Below are 17,909 nucleotides of genomic sequence, written 5' to 3'. Positions count from 1 at the left end.
GATCGGCCGGCCACTGGAGAAATCCGCTGATCGGCCGATAAAAGGTTTATAGCACTTGGCCTTCATGTCTCTTGTCAGCTAGTGCCGCAATGATGCAACCTTGCGGCAATCCGTAATAACGAGGGCGTCAGCCCGGCGCGATCAGCATCTTCGAAGCGAGTTTCCCTCATGAAAAGCCAACCCGATGCCGCCAGCCGTATGGCGGCCGAGGTAGTGACGCAGTTACCGGTGCCCTCGCGGCTCGGTATGCTGCGTTTCGAACGGCTGAATGAAGCAAGCTGGGCGCTACTGTTTCTCGATCCCAACTGCGAACGTTACTTTGGCCTGCCGGCCGTCGAGCTGTGCTCGCTGGTGAGTTCGCCCTATGCCAGCCTCATGGAGCCGGAAGCACGCTACCAGCTGCACGACGCGATCCAGCAGCAGTTGACCCAGGCCCCTCATTACCAGATCCGCTACACGCTGCACACCGCCAGGGGCCCGTTGAACCTCCTGGAAACGGGTGAAACCTACAAACAGCACAACCGCCATTTGCTGCGCGGCTATCTGTTAGTGGTGGACAGCCTGGTGCCAACCGAGCCCTCCGTGCCGGCGCTCGATCTGGAAACCCAGAACTCGCGCCTGCAGATCGCCCTGGAACTGAACCAGCGCGCCCAGCAGGAGCAGCTCCAGCACCTGGACCGGGTGCGCGCCCAACAAGACCTGATCCTGCTGCTGACCCGCCAGCGCTATAGCGCCAACAATTCCTTGCAGGAAGCCGCCGAGCTGATTACCCGCAGCGCCTGCGATATCTACCAGATCGACAGCGCCAGCATCTGGAATCTGGAGGACGGCAAGCTGCTGCCGATCTCGGCCTATAACCGCGCCTCCCAGGACTATTTCCTGCCGGAAGTAATCAACGCCAGCGAGTTTCCAACCTACATGGAAGCGCTGCAGACCTGCCGCGCCATTGACGCTCACAACGCGATGCGCGACCCGCGCACCCGCGAGATGGCCGAGAACCTGCGCATCCGCGACGTCAACGCGATTCTCGACGCCAGTATCCGTATCGACGGCCAGGTGGTAGGTGTCCTGTGCCTGGAGCAAGTGGGCGCCACCCGCGCCTGGCAATCGGATGAAATCGCCTTTGCCGGCGAACTGGCGGACCAGTTCGCCCAGGTCATCAACAACCACAACCGGCGCACCGCCACCAGTGCCCTGCACTTGTTCCAGCGTGCGGTGGAACAGAGCGCAAACGCGTTCCTGCTGGTCAACTGCGACGGCGTGGTGGAATACGTCAACCCGAGCTTCACCGCCATCACTCAGTACACCACTGAAGAAGTCCATGGTCAGCGCCTGTCCGAGCTGCCGGCCCTGGAGAATCTCAGCGAACTGCTCTTCGACGCGCCGTCGGCCCTGGCCCAGAGCAACAGCTGGCAGGGCGAATTCAAGAGCCGGCGCAAAAATCTCGAGCCCTACTGGGGCCAGCTGTCGATTTCCAAGGTCTATGGCGACAACCGCGAACTGACCCACTACATCGGCATCTACGAAGACATCACCCAGACCAAACTCGCCCAGCAGCGCATCGAACGCCTGGCCTACACCGACAACCTGACCAACCTGGGCAACCGCCCGGCGTTCATTCGCAATCTCGATGAACGCTTCGCCCGGGACAGCGACTCGCCTATCAGCCTGTTGCTGGTGGACATCGACAACTTCAAGCGCATCAACGACAGCCTCGGCCACCAGACCGGCGACAAGCTGCTGATCAGCCTGGCCCGACGCCTGCGCAACAGCCTGAGCCCAAGCGGCAGCCTGGCGCGGTTCGCCAGTAACGAGTTCGCCGTGCTGCTGGATGACACCGGCCTGGAAGCCGGCCAGCAGATCGCCAGCCAATTGCTGATGACGCTCGACAAGCCGATGTTCGTCGACAACCAGTTGATCAGCGTGACCGGTTCGGTCGGACTGGCCTGCGCACCGTTGCATGGGCGTGACCCGCAGACGCTGATGCGCAACGCCGGCCTCGCCCTGCACAAGGCCAAGGCCAACGGCAAGCATCAGGTCCAGGTGTTCACCGAGGCGCTGAACGCCGAGGCCAGCTACAAGCTGTTCGTGGAAAACAACCTGCGCCGCGCCCTGACCCAGAATGAACTGGACGTTTTCTACCAGCCCAAGCTGTGCCTGCGCAGCGGTCGCCTGCTGGGCATGGAGGCGCTGCTGCGCTGGAACCACCCGGAAAAAGGCATGATCCGTCCGGACCAGTTCATCAGCGTGGCCGAGGAAACCGGCCTGATCATCCCCATCGGCAAATGGATCGCCCGCCAGGCTTGCCGCATGAGCAAGCAATTGACCGCAGCCGGCCTGGGCAACCTGCAGGTGGCGATCAACTTGTCGCCCAAGCAGTTCTCCGACCCGGACCTGGTGGCCTCGATCGCCAGCATCCTCAAGGAAGAGCAACTGCCGGCCCGCTTGCTGGAACTGGAGCTGACCGAAGGCTTGCTGCTCGAAGCCACCGAAGACACGCACCTGCAACTCGACCAGCTCAAGCGCCTGGGCCTGACCCTGGCCATGGACGATTTCGGTACCGGTTATTCATCCCTGAGCTATCTGAAGAAATTCCCGATCGACATCATCAAGATCGATCGCAGCTTCATCCATGAGATCCCGGACAACCAGGACGACATGGAAATCACCTCCGCCGTGATCGCCATGGCCCACAACCTGAAACTCAAGGTCGTCGCCGAAGGCATCGAGACCGCCCAGCAGCTGGCGTTCCTGCGTCGCCACCGCTGCGACGTCGGCCAGGGCTACCTGTTCGACCGGCCGATTCCCGGTGCAGAGCTTGTCGAGAAGCTCAAGCGCTACCCGCGCGGCCCTCTTGTCTGACAGCCGCTTATAGCGAGCAGCGGCTTTTCTGAGGCACACTGACGGTCTATTTCGCTCAATTCAATCTGACTGAGAGGACTGATGATGATCTTGCGCTCGGAAATCCTGGTGAACAAAAACGTGCTTCCTACTCAAGAACAAGCTCTGCCTGGCCGTGAAACCCCGATGACCGTGCCGGAAAAACACTTCGTCCATGACGCGCCGCTGCTGGGCCCGTTTGCCATGGACGTGGACTTCGCGATCTTCGGCCTGGGTTGCTTCTGGGGTGCGGAGCGCAAGTTCTGGCAACGTGAAGGCGTGGTCAGCACGGCGGTGGGTTACGCGGGCGGCTTTACGCCAAACCCGACTTACGAAGAAGTCTGCTCGGGCCTGACCGGCCACAGCGAAGTGGTGCTGGTGGTCTACGAGCCGGCGAAAGTCAGCTACAACGAACTGCTGGCGATGTTCTGGGAACTGCACAACCCGACCCAGGGCATGCGCCAGGGCAACGACATCGGCACCCAGTACCGCTCGGTGGTCTACTGCACCACGCCCGAGCAGCTGGAAGCGGCGAAAAAGAGCAAGGAACTATTCCAGGCTGAACTGACCAAGGCCGGGCTGGGAGAAATCACCACCGAAATCGACGAAGCGCCGACCTTCTACTTTGCCGAGGCGTATCACCAGCAATACCTGGCGAAGAACCCTGAAGGCTATTGCGGGATTGGCGGTACGGGCGTGACCTGCCCGATCTGACTATAAGCTTCGCGAGCAGGCTCGCTCCCACAGGTCCAGCGGCATACCCAAATGTTGCATGCACACCAGGGCCAATGTGGGAGCGAGCCTGCTCGCGATAGCGGTGGGTCTGGAGCGGTAATGCTGAATGTGCCGCCGCCATCGCGAGCAAGCTCGCTCCCACAGGGTTCGGGGCGAACAGAAACATTGGGCACACCTCAGAACCCGTGTGGGAGCGAGCTTGCTCGCGATGACGCCCTCAAACCTCAGCTCTCAGCGATCAACCAATCCATCTGCCACCCACCTTGGGTCTGCCCGAGCTTTTTCGACAGCCACGGCAGCAGCTCACGCAACTCTTCTTCCAGTCCCCACGGGGGGTTGGCAATCGCCAGGCCGGAACCGTTCAGGCTGTTCGGCGTGGCCAGCGGATGCACCAGCAATTCCACCCGCAACAGCTTCGGCGCGCCGGTGCCGGCCAGGTCCTGATAGAAGCGACGCAATATGCGCTGGTCCTTCACCGGGTACCAGATTGCCGCAACCGTCTGGCGCATCCGGCCGATGGCTTCCTTGAGCGAAGCGGCGCAGCGCTGCATCTCGTCGAGCTGTTCAAAGGGCGGATCGATGAGCATCAGCCCGCGCTTCTCGCTCACTGGCAGCAGAGCCCGCGGCACATGCCAGCCTTCGCCCAGGTGTACCGCCACGCGACGGTCACCCTTCATGTTGTCCTTGAGCAGAACGCCGTCTTCGGGATGTTTCTCGTTGAGCAGCACCCGGTCCTGCGCCCGGGTCAGGCGCCGCGCCAGTTCCGGTGAGCCCGGGTAATAACGCAACTGACCGTCCGGGTTCATCTCGTGCAGCACCTTCATGTACTCGGCGGTCAGCGGCGGCAGGTCATCCTGGCCCCACAACCGCGCGATGCCTTCCAGGTATTCGCCGGTGCGATTGGCCTGGTCGCCCTGCAAGTCGTACAGCCCGATGCCCGCGTGGGTATCCAGGTAAGCGAAGGGCTGCTCCTTGCGCGACATCAGGGCAATGAGGCGGGTCAAGGTCAGGTGTTTGAACACATCGGCGTGATTGCCGGCGTGGAAGGCATGGCGATAATTCATGGCGGCTCCTGCGAAGGCCGACGAGTTTACCTTGAAGCGTGCCGAACGTCAGGGGTTCGCAGCCGAGCGGACGAACAGACCCGTGGCGAGGGAGCTTGCTCCCGCTGGGCTGCGCAGCAGCCCCTTACAACGAGCCTCAATACGCCAACAGATCGCAGGCGCCCTCCTTGCAGCGCTCGCATTCCTCGCAGAACGGCGCGGGGCTTTTCAGGCTGACGATTTGCGCATAGGTAAGGGGCGAGACCGGCGCGGCGGCGAGTTTTTCCGCCGCGCCGGGCGCAATGGCTTCGGCCCCCATGACTGCCATCGGCGCGCCACCGACCTGGATCGGCACGCTGCTGAAGATTCCGCCCGGACCGATATTGATCCAGTGCCCACCGGCCTGGATGGTCGCGCTGGCACCACCCTCCAGCACGATCTGCCGGCCGGCACTGACATGAAAGCCTCCCACGGCGCTGATGGCCTGGTTGGCCACACGGATATGCCGATCGCCCGCGACCAGCAGGTGATCGTCCTGGCGGACCTCGACCTGACGCCGACCTGCGGTGATGCGCTGCTCGTCATCCTGCAGTTCATGCCGCGACAAGCCGGAGACCACGATGCTGCGCTCGTGATCGACCTGCACGCGCTGGTCGTGCAACACATGCTGCGTCCAGTTGCGCTGGGCCCTCAGGTAGATTTCCTCGGCACCCTTGCGGTCCTCGATGCGCAACTCGTTGTAGCCACCGCCACCGGGACTGCTCTGGCTGCGCAATATGCTGCGGGTCTTGTCCGCCGGCAGGTCCAGCGGTACCGGGTTGGCGCCGTTCGGCAGACAGCCCACCACCAGCGGCTTGTCCACGTCGCCCTCCATGAACCCCACCAGCACTTCCATGCCGACTCGGGGAATCATCACGCCGCCGTAGTGATCGTGTGCCCAGCCGCTCGCCACCCTCAGCCAGCAACTGGAATGCTCGTCACGCTTACCGTCGCGATCCCAGACCAGTTGCACCTTGACCCGCCCGAACGCGTCGCAATGGATCTCGCTGTCCGCCGGGCCGGTCACCACCGCGGGCTGGTAGCCGTTGACGGACGGCTTCCTGTGCTGCAACGGCGGTCGAAAGAACACTCCCCACGGCGTCGCGAGGAAGCTATTGCAGTAGCCTTGGAACTCATCCGCGCCGACAGAAGCGTTTTCTTCCAGCACCTGCGGCTGGCGGCCATGGTGGTCAACCTGCGTCAGCAACCAGAGGTCGTTCCATTGCGCCCGGGGATGCTCCTTGATACACATGAAATGTCCGCTGGCAAAGGCGCTGTCATCGCTGCCACCCTCCGCCAGGCACCCATCGCCCGCCTGCCGTTCGAGAGCATGCTGGGCCAGATGCTGGCCATCGTCGCGGTCGGTGAACTGGCCGGGGTAGAGATAACTCTCCAGAACGGGAAGTTGCTGATTGTCGATGTCCGCCTGCAACGAGAGGCCCGGCTTGCGAAAATCGTAGTCGCGCAACATCACGGCGTTGGTGTGGGTCTGCAACCGCACGGCCAGGCGCTTGATAGCCGGCTCGGCGGCAGCCATGCCGCTGCCGGGCAGATACAAAGTGGACTCGGGCAGGCGCAGGAACACCGTCTGGTCGTCGCCAAATATCAGCAGGTGGCCGTCAGGGCTGTGTCGGAAGTGATAGTGGATGCCGACTTCGGCGCAAATCCGCTCGATAAAAACCAGATCGCTTTCGTGGTACTGCACGCAATATTCACGCTCGGGATATTGCCCGCCAAGACTGAACTGGCAGGCATCGGCGAGGATACCGTGGTCCTTCAATACGCGGGCGATGATTTCCGGCACGCTCAAGTGCTGGAAAATCCGCTGGTTGATGCGATGGCGCAAGTAAGCCAGGCGAGGCACAAGGCTGACCTGATAACGGCTCAGCCGCTCGCCCGAATCGCCTTGGGCGATGCTATAGACCTGGCCGTGTATCCCGCCACCTTGGTGACCGAAGCACAGATAAGCCTGACGATGCAACAGATCTTCAAGCACCAGGTCGGGCCGCTCGCTGACGAGCTCCAGATCAAAGCGATAGGGCTGGCTGACGGCTTCCGTGCCCTTGAACTCAAGGACCTGCAATTCATTCGGGCCGCTGTCGAATGTCAGCGTAAAACGTGGCGAGTTGGCAGGCGCGAACATCCGATGTGCCTCTGCGAAAGGGAGGCAAACGATTCTGCATGAGCCATGGCGGATTGGACCGATCAGCGGAAAAAACAGATTTGCCTTACAGACGACGGGGCAAAAGTTGCACAAAACAAACGTATCGCCTGACATCGCGGTTTGGCAGAGCCTGGCAGGCAAAGTGAGGTAACGGCGGAGTCCCTCCAACAATCGGGCCGGGGCGCCGCCAAAAAAAACGGCCCGCCTCCATGAGATACGAGCCGTTTTTCAAACCTTCAGACGAGCCATGGGGCCTCGCCGAGTGGCTTATTGATTCAAGCGGAAATCCTTCTCGGCCGCTTCGAAGCGCTGCAGCATGCCGGCGGTTGGCGAACCCATCTTGCTGACCACGTAGATCGCCAGGCTGGCAAAGATGAAGCCAGGGATGATTTCGTACAGGCCCAACAGCTCGAAATGCTTCCAGACGATTACGGTGATCGCACCCACCAGGATCCCGGCCAACGCGGCGTTACGGGTCATGTCTTTCCAGATCACCGAAATCAGTACCACAGGACCGAATGCCGCACCGAAACCGGCCCAGGCGTAGCTCACCAGGCCCAGTACACGGTTTTCCGGGTTGGCGGCCAGGGCGATGGCGATGACCGCTACCAACAGCACCATGAAACGACCTACCCAGACCAGTTCCAGCTGGGAAGCGCTCTTGCGCAGGAACGTCTTGTAGAAGTCTTCGGTCAGGGAACTGGAGCACACCAGCAGTTGGCAGCTCAAGGTGCTCATGACCGCCGCCAGGATGGCCGACAGCAGGACACCGGCAACCCATGGATTGAACAGCAGTTTCGCCAGTTCGATGAACACACGCTCAGGGTTTTCGGTTACCGGACCGGCCACTTCAGGGTGCGCCGAGAAGTAGGCGATACCGAAGAAACCGACGGCAACGGTGCCGCCCAGGCACAGGATCATCCAGGCCATGGAAATACGACGCGCCTTGGCAATCGACTTGACCGAATCCGCCGCCATGAAGCGCGCCAGGATATGCGGCTGGCCGAAGTAGCCCAGGCCCCAGCCCATCAACGAGATGATGCCGATGAAGGTGGTGTTTTTCAGCATGTCGAACGACGTAGGGTCTTTCGCTTCGATAGCCAGGAAAGTGGTATCGACGCCGCCGGTGGCCAGCAGCACGATGATCGGCGTGAGGATCAACGCGAAGATCATCAGGGTCGCTTGTACGGTGTCGGTCCAGCTCACGGCCAGGAAACCACCAATGAAGGTGTAGGCAATGGTCGCGGCGGCGCCGGCCCACAAGGCAGTCTCGTAGGACATGCCGAAGGTGCTTTCGAACAGACGGGCACCGGCCACGATGCCGGAAGCGCAATAGATGGTGAAGAACACCAGGATCACCACCGCGGAGATGATCCGCAGCAAGCCGCTGGTATCCTCGAAACGGCTGGAGAAATAATCCGGCAGCGTCAGCGCATCACCGTTGTGCTCGGTCTGGACCCGCAGGCGACCAGCGACGAACAGCCAGTTCAGGTAGGCACCGATGATCAGGCCGATGGCGATCCAGCTTTCCGACAGGCCGGACATATAGATGGCGCCGGGCAAACCCATCAATAGCCAGCCGCTCATGTCGGAGGCACCGGCAGAGAGCGCTGTCACGACACTGCCCAGGCTGCGACCGCCCAGGATGTAGTCGGAAAGGTTGTTGGTGGAGCGATAAGCCATCAGGCCGATCAGGACCATGGCTGCGATGTAGATCACGAAAGTGATCAGGGTAGGATTGCTGAAACTCATGAGTACGCCCTGGCTTTGTTTTTATGGTGCGGTGGCAGTTGAAAACCCGGACAACGCAGACGTTGTACCGACGTTTTCTGGACCCGCGAATTTATGACTGATGTTTCCCCAGGAAAGCCACCAGCCGATGCCCCTCGGCGGAAAGCCGGTTGCACCTTGGCCGCGAATGCTATTCAACAAATCAAATAAGGTGCAACCAGTTTCGTTCAAATAAGTTGCACCTAGTCGGAATATTCGTACGCAAGGCGACTTTCCGCACGCTATTGGTGCAAATTAGATTGCTTTTCGACTTTCCCGCGCACCAATAAAGTGCGGGACCTGTTTAGGGTCCAATGCAACCTGATGAGCTGCTCAATATTTCGACAAAAAATAGGTTGCACCCGGTTGCACCTCTATCGGCTCGCAGCTAATCTTGCCGCCAGCTGATGCCACGCCATACGTGGTAAACATGAGGATAAAAATATGGCTACCACCACCCTTGGGGTCAAACTCGACGACCCGACCCGCGAACGCCTGAAGGCGGCCGCAACCTCGATTGATCGCACGCCGCACTGGCTGATCAAGCAGGCAATTTTCAATTACCTGGAAAAACTCGAGGGTGGTGCAACCCTGACCGAGCTGAACGGTTCGACCCGCGCCGACAGCGATGATGCCGGTGAAGTCCAGCCCGATCACGCTCATCAGTGCTTCCTGGAGTTCGCCGAAAGCATTCTGCCGCAATCGGTCCTGCGCGCCTCCATCACCGCCGCCTACCGTCGCCCTGAGCCGGAAGTGGTACCGATGCTGATCGAGCAGGCCCGCCTGCCGGCTGAGATGGCCGAAGCCACCAACAAGCTGGCGGCTTCCATTGCTGAAAAACTGCGTAACCAGAAGAGTGCCGGCGGTCGTGCCGGTATCGTTCAGGGCTTGCTGCAGGAATTTTCCCTGTCGTCCCAGGAAGGCGTAGCGCTGATGTGCCTGGCGGAGGCGCTGCTGCGCATCCCGGACAAAGGCACCCGCGACGCACTGATTCGCGACAAGATCAGCACCGGCAACTGGCAGCCGCACCTGGGCAACAGTCCGTCGCTGTTCGTCAACGCCGCCACCTGGGGCCTGCTGCTGACCGGCAAGTTGGTCGCCACTCATAATGAAGCCGGCCTGACTTCGTCGCTGAGCCGCATCATTGGCAAGAGCGGCGAGCCGATGATCCGCAAGGGCGTCGACATGGCCATGCGCCTGATGGGCGAGCAGTTCGTCACCGGCGAAACCATCGCCGAAGCCCTGGCCAACGCCAGCAAGTTCGAAGCCAAGGGTTTCCGTTATTCCTACGACATGCTCGGTGAAGCCGCGCTCACCGAACATGACGCCCAGAAGTACCTGGCCTCGTACGAACAAGCCATCCATTCGATCGGCAAAGCCTCTCACGGTCGTGGGATTTACGAAGGCCCGGGCATTTCCATCAAGCTTTCGGCCCTGCATCCGCGTTACAGCCGCGCCCAGTACGAGCGCGTCATGGACGAGCTGTACCCGCGCCTGCTGTCGCTGACCCTGCTCGCCAAGCAATACGACATCGGCCTGAACATCGACGCCGAAGAGGCCGACCGCCTCGAACTGTCCCTGGACCTGCTCGAGCGCCTGTGCTTCGAGCCGCAGCTGACCGGCTGGAACGGCATCGGCTTCGTGATCCAGGCCTACCAGAAGCGTTGCCCGTACGTCATCGACTATGTGATCGACCTGGCTCGTCGCAGCCGTCACCGCCTGATGATCCGCCTGGTGAAAGGCGCCTACTGGGACAGCGAGATCAAGCGCGCCCAGGTCGAAGGCCTGGAAGGCTATCCGGTGTACACCCGCAAGGTGTACACCGACGTTTCCTACATCGCCTGCGCCCGCAAGCTGCTGTCGGTGCCGGAAGTCATCTATCCGCAATTCGCCACGCACAACGCCCACACTTTGTCGGCGATTTACCACATCGCCGGTCAGAACTATTACCCGGGCCAGTATGAATTTCAGTGCCTGCACGGCATGGGCGAACCGCTGTACGAACAGGTTGTAGGCAAGGTTTCCGAAGGCAAGCTGAACCGTCCGTGCCGCGTGTACGCGCCGGTCGGCACCCACGAAACGCTGCTGGCCTACCTGGTGCGTCGCTTGCTGGAAAACGGCGCGAACACTTCGTTCGTCAACCGCATCGCCGACCAGTCGATTTCCATCCAGGAACTGGTCGCCGATCCAGTGGCGAGCATCGAGCAGATGGCGACGCTGGAAGGCGGTTTCGGCCTGCCGCACCCGCGCATTCCGTTGCCACGCGATTTGTATGGCAGCGAACGCGCCAACTCCAGTGGCATCGACCTGGCCAACGAACATCGCCTGGCCTCGTTGTCCTGCGCTTTGCTGGCCACCGCCCACAACGACTGGAAAGCTGCGCCGATGCTCGGCTGCGCCGCCAGTGAAGAAGCCCCGGCACCGGTGCTGAACCCGGCCGATCACCGTGACGTGGTGGGCCACGTGCAGGAGGCTACCGTCGCCGATGTCGACAACGCCATCCAGTGCGCCCTCAACGCCGCGCCGATCTGGCAAGCCACGCCACCGGCCGAACGCGCCGCGATCCTGGAGCGCGCCGCCGACCTGATGGAAGGCGAGATCCAGCCGCTGATGGGCCTGCTGGCCCGCGAAGCCGGCAAGACCTTCGCCAACGCCATCGCCGAGGTACGCGAGGCCGTGGACTTCCTGCGCTACTACGCGGTGCAGGCGCGCAACGATTTCACCAACGATGCCCACCGTCCATTGGGCCCGGTGGTCTGCATCAGCCCGTGGAACTTCCCGCTGGCGATTTTCAGCGGCCAGGTCGCCGCCGCACTGGCCGCCGGCAACCCGGTACTGGCCAAGCCCGCCGAGCAGACGCCTCTGGTGGCTGCCCAGGCAGTGCGCCTGATGCTTGAAGCCGGCATTCCGGAAGGCGTCCTGCAATTGCTGCCGGGCCGTGGCGAAACCGTTGGTGCACGCCTGGTGGGTGACGATCGGGTCAAAGGCGTGATGTTCACCGGTTCAACCGAAGTCGCGCGCCTGTTGCAACGCAATATCGCCGGACGCCTGGACAACCAGGGCCGGCCGATCCCGCTGATCGCCGAAACCGGCGGCCAGAACGCGATGATCGTCGACTCCTCGGCCCTGACTGAACAAGTGGTCATCGACGTGGTGTCCTCGGCTTTCGACAGCGCTGGCCAGCGTTGCTCGGCCCTGCGTGTTCTGTGCCTGCAGGAAGATTCCGCCGACCGCGTCATCGAAATGCTCAAGGGCGCCATGGCCGAATCGCGCCTCGGCAATCCCGAGCGCCTGTCGGTGGACATCGGCCCGGTGATCGACGCCGAAGCCAAGGCCGGCATCGAGAAACACATCCAGGCCATGCGCGACAAAGGTCGCACCGTGTATCAGATGGCAATCGCCGACAGCGACGAGTGCAAGCGCGGCACCTTCGTGATGCCGACCCTGATCGAGCTGGAAAGCTTCGACGAGCTGCAACGCGAGATCTTCGGCCCGGTGCTGCACGTGGTGCGCTACAAGCGCAAGGAGCTGGACCAGTTGATCGGTCAGATCAACGCCTCCGGCTACGGCCTGACCCTGGGCGTGCACACGCGCATCGATGAAACCATCGCCAAGGTGATCGACAACGTCCATGCCGGTAACGTCTATGTAAACCGCAACATCGTCGGTGCCGTGGTCGGCGTGCAGCCATTCGGCGGCGAAGGCCTGTCGGGCACCGGTCCGAAGGCCGGCGGCCCGCTGTACCTGTACCGCTTGTTGTCGACTCGTCCTACCGATGCGATCCAGCAGTCCTTCGTACGTGGCGATGCCCTGTCGGCACCGGACCTGCGCTTGCGCGACGCCATGAGCAAACCGCTGACCGCCCTGCAAGCCTGGGCCGACAGCCACAAGCTCGCCGAACTGAGCGCCCTGTGCGTGCAGTTCGCCGCCCAGTCGCAAAGCGGCATCACCCGCCAGCTGACCGGCCCGACCGGCGAACGCAACAGCTACGCCATCCTGCCCCGCGAGCACGTGTTGTGCTTGGCGGACGTGGAAGGCGACCTGCTGACGCAACTGGCGGCCGTATTCGCCGTAGGCGGCTCGGCCGTGTGGCCGGAAACCGACACCAGCAAGGCGTTGTTCGCACGCTTGCCGAAGGACATTCAGGCGCGCATCCAGCGGGTTGCCGATTGGACCAAGGACGACGTGTTGTTCGACGCAGTCCTGCACCACGGCGACTCGGACCAGTTGCGCAGCGTGTGCCAGCAAGTGGCCAAGCGCGCCGGGGCGATCGTCGGGGTGCATGGCTTGTCCCAGGGCGAAACCAATATCGCCCTGGAACGCCTGGTGATCGAACGCGCGCTGAGCGTCAACACCGCCGCGGCGGGTGGTAACGCCAGTCTGATGACGATCGGTTAAGCGCGACGTTCGCTGAGCATCGGCAATAGATGCTCAGCCCACCGAACCGTGGGAGCGAGCTTGCTCGCGATAGCGGCCTAACAGCCAACATCTTTGTTGTATGTGAGATAGCTATCGCGAGCAAGCTCGCTCCCACATTTTATCCGCGTCAGATCACCCCCTGCGTTCTGCCGCTCCATCACCCAAATCAATCTTGCTGTTCACCCTCCCGCCTCACACCTAGACTCGGCCCATTCCAAGAAAAGGTAGGCCGCCATGTCCGAGACGCTGCTCAGTTCCCGCAATCTGGCTTTCGAGCTGTATGAAGTCCTTGATGCCGAAGGCCTGACCCAGCGCGAACGGTTTGCCGAGCACAATCGCGAAACCTTCGACGCGGCCATCGGTACGGCCCGCAGCATTGCCGAAAAATATTTCGCGCCGCACAACCGCAAGAATGATGAAAACGAACCGCGCTACGAGAACGGCGAGGCGATCCTGATTCCCGAGGTGAAACCTGCAGTGGATGCGTTCCTGGAGGCGGGCTTTCTCAACGCCGCCCGCAGCTTCGACGCCGGCGGCATGCAACTGCCGACGCTGCTGTCCCAGGCGTGCTTCGCGCATTTCCAGTCGGCCAATGCTGCTTCGACTTCTTACCCGTTCCTGACCATGGGCGCGGCGAACCTGATCGAAAGCTTCGGCAGCGACGAGCAGAAGCAGCGCTTCCTGCAACCGATGATCGATGGTCGCTTCTTCGGCACCATGGCCCTGACCGAGCCCCATGCTGGCTCATCGCTGTCGGATATTCGTACGCGCGCGGAACCGGCGTCCGACGGCACTTATCGACTCAAGGGCAACAAGATCTTCATTTCCGGTGGCGACCATCCGCTGTCGGAAAACATCGTGCATATGGTCCTGGCCAAACTGCCGGACGCGCCGCCGGGCGTGAAGGGCATTTCGCTGTTTATCGTGCCCAAGTTCCTGGTGAACGAAGACGGCAGCCTGGGCAAGCGCAACGACGTGCTGCTGGCCGGGCTGTTTCACAAGATGGGCTGGCGCGGCACTACGTCTACGGCGCTGAACTTCGGTGATAACGGTGAGTGTGTCGGTTACCTCGTCGGCAAACCGCACCACGGTCTGAGTTACATGTTCCAGATGATGAACGAGGCGCGGATCGGCGTCGGCATGGGCGCCGTCATGCTGGGCTACGCCGGTTACCTGTATTCCCTTGAATACGCCCGCGAGCGCCCGCAGGGACGAGTGCCCGACAGCAAGGATCCAGGCACCGCGCCCGTACCGATCATCCAGCACGCCGATGTACGCCGCATGTTGCTGACCCAGAAAGCCTACGTGGAAGGTTCGTTCGACCTGGGCCTGTACGCGGCGCGGCTGTTCGACGACACCACTACGCTTGAGAGCGAAGCCGAGCGCCGCCGCGCCCACGAGTTGCTGGACCTGCTGACCCCCATCGTCAAATCCTGGCCCTCGGAGTTCTGCCTGAAAGCCAACGAACTGGCGATCCAGATTCTCGGCGGCCATGGTTACACCCGTGAATATCCGGTGGAGCAGTATTACCGCGACAACCGCCTGAACCCGATCCATGAGGGCACCCATGGCATCCAGTCGCTGGATCTGCTCGGACGCAAACTGGCACAGAACGGCGGGGCCGGTCTCAAGCAACTGATCCGTCTGGTGGCCGATACCAGCGAGCGCGCCCAGGCGTACGATTCGTTGACGCCCCTGCGCCAGCCGCTGGAAGCCCTGGTGGCGCGCCTGCAATCGGTCACCCTCGGGCTGCTGACGGACCTGGCCCAGGGCAAGGTCAACAGCAGCCTCGCCAATTCGGCGCTGTACCTGAAGGTGTTTGGCCATATGGTGATTGGCTGGCGCTGGCTGGAACAGGCGATTCGCGCCGAGGAAGGGCTGGCCAGGGGCAATGCGGCGGATGTGGACTTCTACAGGGGCAAGCTGCAAGCGGCGCGCTATTTCCTGACCTGGGAAGTACCGGGTTGCCAGCATGAACTGGCGTTGCTTGAAGCGCGGGATGATACGTGCCTGGGGATGCGGGATGAATGGTTTTGAGCCGGAGCTTGCTGCGCGGCTGAAATCCATTCGCGAGCAGGCTCGCTCCCACAGGGGGCTCAAGTGAACGCAACATCTGCGTTCACCATAGATCTACTGTGGGAGCGAGCCTGCTCGCGAAAGCGGTCTGTCAGTTAAAGCTGAATTGCCTGATCCGACGCTTTCGCGAGCAGGCTCGCTCCCACACAGGCACCACAGCCAACATTCGCTAAAGGTTCAAGCCTGCTGGATCGTCTTGGCAATAACCTCGACCGTGGCGCTGACCTGCTCCTCGTAGCGGTCGAGCTCCGCGCGGTGCTGCTTTTGCATTTCGATCTGTTGCGAACACAGATTCATGGCCGCCAGCACCAGCAGGCGGTCGCCGATCAACGTCGGGAATTTACGCTTGGTATCGGCCAGGGCCGCCTTGAGCATCGAGGCGGCGTCCAGCAGCGCCTGTTCCTGCCCGGCCGGCGCCTTGATCGAGTATTCCTCTCCAAGAATCGAGACGACCGTCACCCCATCCGCACCCTGCTTCATGCGCCGACCGTTGCGGTGCTGGCGCGCTCGATCAGGGCCTGGATCCGTGCGGCGGTGGTGCCGTGCAATTCTTCCTGTTCCATCAGGTTCAGCTGCAGGCTTTCGTTTTCATCCTTGGCCTTGGCCAGTTCGGCGCTCAGGCTTTCATTCAGGCCGGTCAGGTGGCGGTTCTGTTGCACCAGGTCGTTGACCAGTTGCTCCAGCTGGCTGAGGGATGTTTCCAACATATTGAATTCCAGGCTTTTCAAGGGGGCGCGTACGATAAAGAAAAGTCACCGTCGGCGCCACGACTCAGAAGGCAGCGGTATCCCGCTCGCGAGCTGTAAAGACTGTGATGGGGAAATCTGGTTCCGACCCTTCGTCGCGCCAACCCCGATGGCGTGCGACAAAAGCACGCAGCGCCCTCAAGACTTCAGTCGCCAGACCGATAAGTCAGGAAACCAGTCACAGCCCCGCACGGACGCGCTTTTTCACGGTAACTTCCATGTCCCTACGTAATATGAACATCGCGCCGCGGGCGTTCCTGGGGTTTGCCCTGATCGGCGCCCTGATGCTGGCCTTGGGCGTATTTGCCTTGAGCCAGATGAGCAAGATCCGCACGTCCGGCGAAAACATCGTTGTAAACAGCGTGCCGAGCATCAAGGCCCTGGACGAATTCACCCAACTGACCCTGCGCCTGCGCGTGCTGTCCTATCGCTTGCTGACCAACCGCGAACCGGACACCCAGCAAAAAACCTTCGAGTTGTTCGAGCAACGCAACCAGCAGATCCGCACGGCTCAAAGCGCTTATGAAAAGCTCATCAGCGCTCCGGAAGAACGGGCCGCCTATGACCAGTACGTGCAGTTGCTGAATCAGTACCGTCAGCTTGAAGAGCGCATGAAGACCCTTTCGCGCAATAACCAGGTCGATGAACTGCGGACCTTGCTCGGTAACGATCTGCAAACCAATTCGGAAGCTGTCAACGCGGTCCTGGCTCGCCTGACTGACATTAACAACAAGCAGGCAGAAGCCTTCAATCAAAGTGCTGCGCAACAGGCCTCAACCGCGTTCAACTGGGTCGTTACCCTACTGGTCATCGCCACCGGCCTGACTTTGCTGTTCGCCTGGCTGCTGACCAACAGCATCACCAAGCCAATCGCCAACGCCCTGGATGCCGCCGAAGAAATCGCCAAGGGCAACCTGACCCGGCCGATCGTCGTGGATGGCAGCGACGAAGCCGGCCGTTTGTTGCGAGCAATGGCGACCATGCAGGAGAAACTGCGCGACACGCTGCAGCGGATCTCCGGCTCGGCCACCCAACTGGCCTCCGCCGCCGAAGAGCTCAACAGCGTCACCGACGAAAGTGCCCGTGGCCTGACCCAGCAGAACAACGAAATCGAACAGGCCGCCACGGCGGTCAACGAGATGACCAGCGCCGTGGAAGAGGTGGCCCGCAACGCGGTCAGCACTTCCGAAGCGTCGAAGAACGCCACCACTTCGGCGGGTGACGGTCGCGACCTGGTGCAGGAAACCGTCAGCGCCATCGAACGCATGAGCGCCGACGTACAGAGCACCGCCACGCTGATCGGCAACCTGGCCGATGAGTCCCGCGATATCGGCAAAGTGCTCGACGTGATCCGTGGCCTGGCCGACCAGACCAACCTGCTGGCACTGAACGCCGCCATTGAAGCGGCCCGTGCCGGTGAAGCCGGTCGTGGTTTTGCGGTGGTAGCCGATGAAGTACGCGCCCTCGCCCATCGCACCCAGCAGTCGACCAGCGAGATCGAGCGCATGATCGGCAGCATCCAGAGCGGCACCGAACAGGCCGTGGATTCGATGCGCAACAGCACCGAACGCGCCGAGTCGACATTGAACATCGCCCGCGGCGCCGGGATGTCCCTGGACACCATCAACACCGCCATCGTCGAGATCAACGAACGCAATCTGGTGATTGCCAGCGCCGCCGAGGAGCAGGCCCAGGTGGCCCGTGAAGTCGACCGCAACCTGGTGAACATCCGCGACCTGTCGGTGCAATCGGCCACCGGCGCCAACCAGACCACCGCCGCCAGCGCCGAACTGTCGCGCCTGGCCGTGGACCTGAACAGCATGGTCGGGCGGTTCAGCCTCTGACCGCCCGTGGGTCGCTCACAGACTGTGCGCGACCCACGCTTTTGTGGTGAGCGAGCTTGCTCCCGCTGGACTGCGCAGCGGCCCCGTCTTTAAAAGCGACGACTGCTTCGCAGCCGAGCGGGAGCAAGCTCCCTCGCCACGGTGTTTCCCTCTCTGGATCCGGTGCACATACGCCGATCCCAACCTTTTTTGA

At 61.8% G+C, this 17,909-nt stretch carries 10 protein-coding genes and 1 pseudogene; 6 read left to right on the top strand and 5 right to left on the bottom strand.

Features of this window, described 5'->3' with window-relative positions; genetic code table 11:
• Positions 1 to 168: 168 nt before the first annotated feature.
• Together J3P97_RS02250 and msrA are read left to right on the top strand one after the other, a co-directional pair.
• The gene (locus J3P97_RS02250) at positions 169 to 2,862 is read left to right on the top strand and encodes a putative bifunctional diguanylate cyclase/phosphodiesterase (protein WP_434570075.1); all 2,694 of its coding nucleotides are present in this window, start codon (positions 169 to 171) and stop codon (positions 2,860 to 2,862) included.
• An 84-nt stretch (positions 2,863 to 2,946) separates the two neighbouring features.
• Entirely contained in the window at positions 2,947 to 3,594 is a 648-nt protein-coding gene (gene msrA / locus J3P97_RS02245; RefSeq protein ID WP_434674498.1) for a peptide-methionine (S)-S-oxide reductase MsrA, read from the top strand.
• A gap of 245 nt (positions 3,595 to 3,839) precedes the next feature.
• On the opposite strand, the gene J3P97_RS02240 is transcribed toward msrA, so the two are convergent.
• The 3 genes from J3P97_RS02240 to putP all read right to left on the bottom strand — a co-directional run bounded on the left by J3P97_RS02240 (position 3,840) and on the right by putP (position 8,613).
• Entirely contained in the window at positions 3,840 to 4,679 is an 840-nt protein-coding gene (locus tag J3P97_RS02240) for a 23S rRNA (adenine(2030)-N(6))-methyltransferase RlmJ (protein WP_434673384.1), read from the bottom strand.
• A gap of 136 nt (positions 4,680 to 4,815) precedes the next feature.
• Entirely contained in the window at positions 4,816 to 6,840 is a 2,025-nt protein-coding gene (locus tag J3P97_RS02235) for a type VI secretion system tip protein VgrG (RefSeq protein ID WP_434673383.1), read from the bottom strand.
• A 288-nt stretch (positions 6,841 to 7,128) separates the two neighbouring features.
• A complete protein-coding gene (gene putP, locus J3P97_RS02230) occupies positions 7,129 to 8,613 on the bottom strand; it encodes a sodium/proline symporter PutP (RefSeq protein WP_434673382.1) in 1,485 nt (494 codons plus the stop codon).
• A gap of 462 nt (positions 8,614 to 9,075) precedes the next feature.
• On the opposite strand from putP, the gene putA reads away from it, so the two are divergent.
• Positions 9,076 to 13,029, top strand: coding sequence for a trifunctional transcriptional regulator/proline dehydrogenase/L-glutamate gamma-semialdehyde dehydrogenase (putA, locus tag J3P97_RS02225; RefSeq protein WP_434673381.1), 3,954 nt, complete (start codon positions 9,076 to 9,078; stop codon positions 13,027 to 13,029).
• A 255-nt stretch (positions 13,030 to 13,284) separates the two neighbouring features.
• The gene (locus J3P97_RS02220; RefSeq protein WP_434673380.1) at positions 13,285 to 15,087 is read left to right on the top strand and encodes an acyl-CoA dehydrogenase; all 1,803 of its coding nucleotides are present in this window, start codon (positions 13,285 to 13,287) and stop codon (positions 15,085 to 15,087) included.
• A gap of 216 nt (positions 15,088 to 15,303) precedes the next feature.
• Here the strand turns inward: J3P97_RS02220 and J3P97_RS02215 are convergent, their stop codons facing one another.
• Positions 15,304 to 15,606: a cell division protein ZapA gene (locus J3P97_RS02215; RefSeq protein ID WP_305497292.1), complete on the bottom strand. Its 303-nt coding sequence runs from the start codon at positions 15,604 to 15,606 to the stop codon at positions 15,304 to 15,306.
• Complete coding sequence (locus J3P97_RS02210; RefSeq protein WP_305497293.1) at positions 15,603 to 15,833, bottom strand: hypothetical protein; 231 nt, start codon at positions 15,831 to 15,833, stop codon at positions 15,603 to 15,605. Before J3P97_RS02210 ends, J3P97_RS02215 begins: the two co-directional genes overlap by 4 nt.
• A gap of 107 nt (positions 15,834 to 15,940) precedes the next feature.
• On the opposite strand from J3P97_RS02210, the pseudogene J3P97_RS02205 reads away from it, so the two are divergent.
• Both J3P97_RS02205 and J3P97_RS02200 read left to right on the top strand, forming a co-directional pair.
• Positions 15,941 to 16,813: pseudogene (locus tag J3P97_RS02205) on the top strand (MCP four helix bundle domain-containing protein); the annotation flags it as partial.
• Between the two features lie 30 nt (positions 16,814 to 16,843).
• Positions 16,844 to 17,716: a methyl-accepting chemotaxis protein gene (locus J3P97_RS02200; RefSeq protein ID WP_434604974.1), complete on the top strand. Its 873-nt coding sequence runs from the start codon at positions 16,844 to 16,846 to the stop codon at positions 17,714 to 17,716.
• Positions 17,717 to 17,909 lie beyond the last annotated feature (193 nt).

Origin of the sequence: Pseudomonas sp. R1-15, from assembly GCF_051132085.1 — a bacterium.
Lineage (GTDB): Bacteria > Pseudomonadota > Gammaproteobacteria > Pseudomonadales > Pseudomonadaceae > Aquipseudomonas.
Note: the sequence above shows the minus strand (reverse complement) of the source record. Positions and strands in the feature narration are given on the sequence as shown.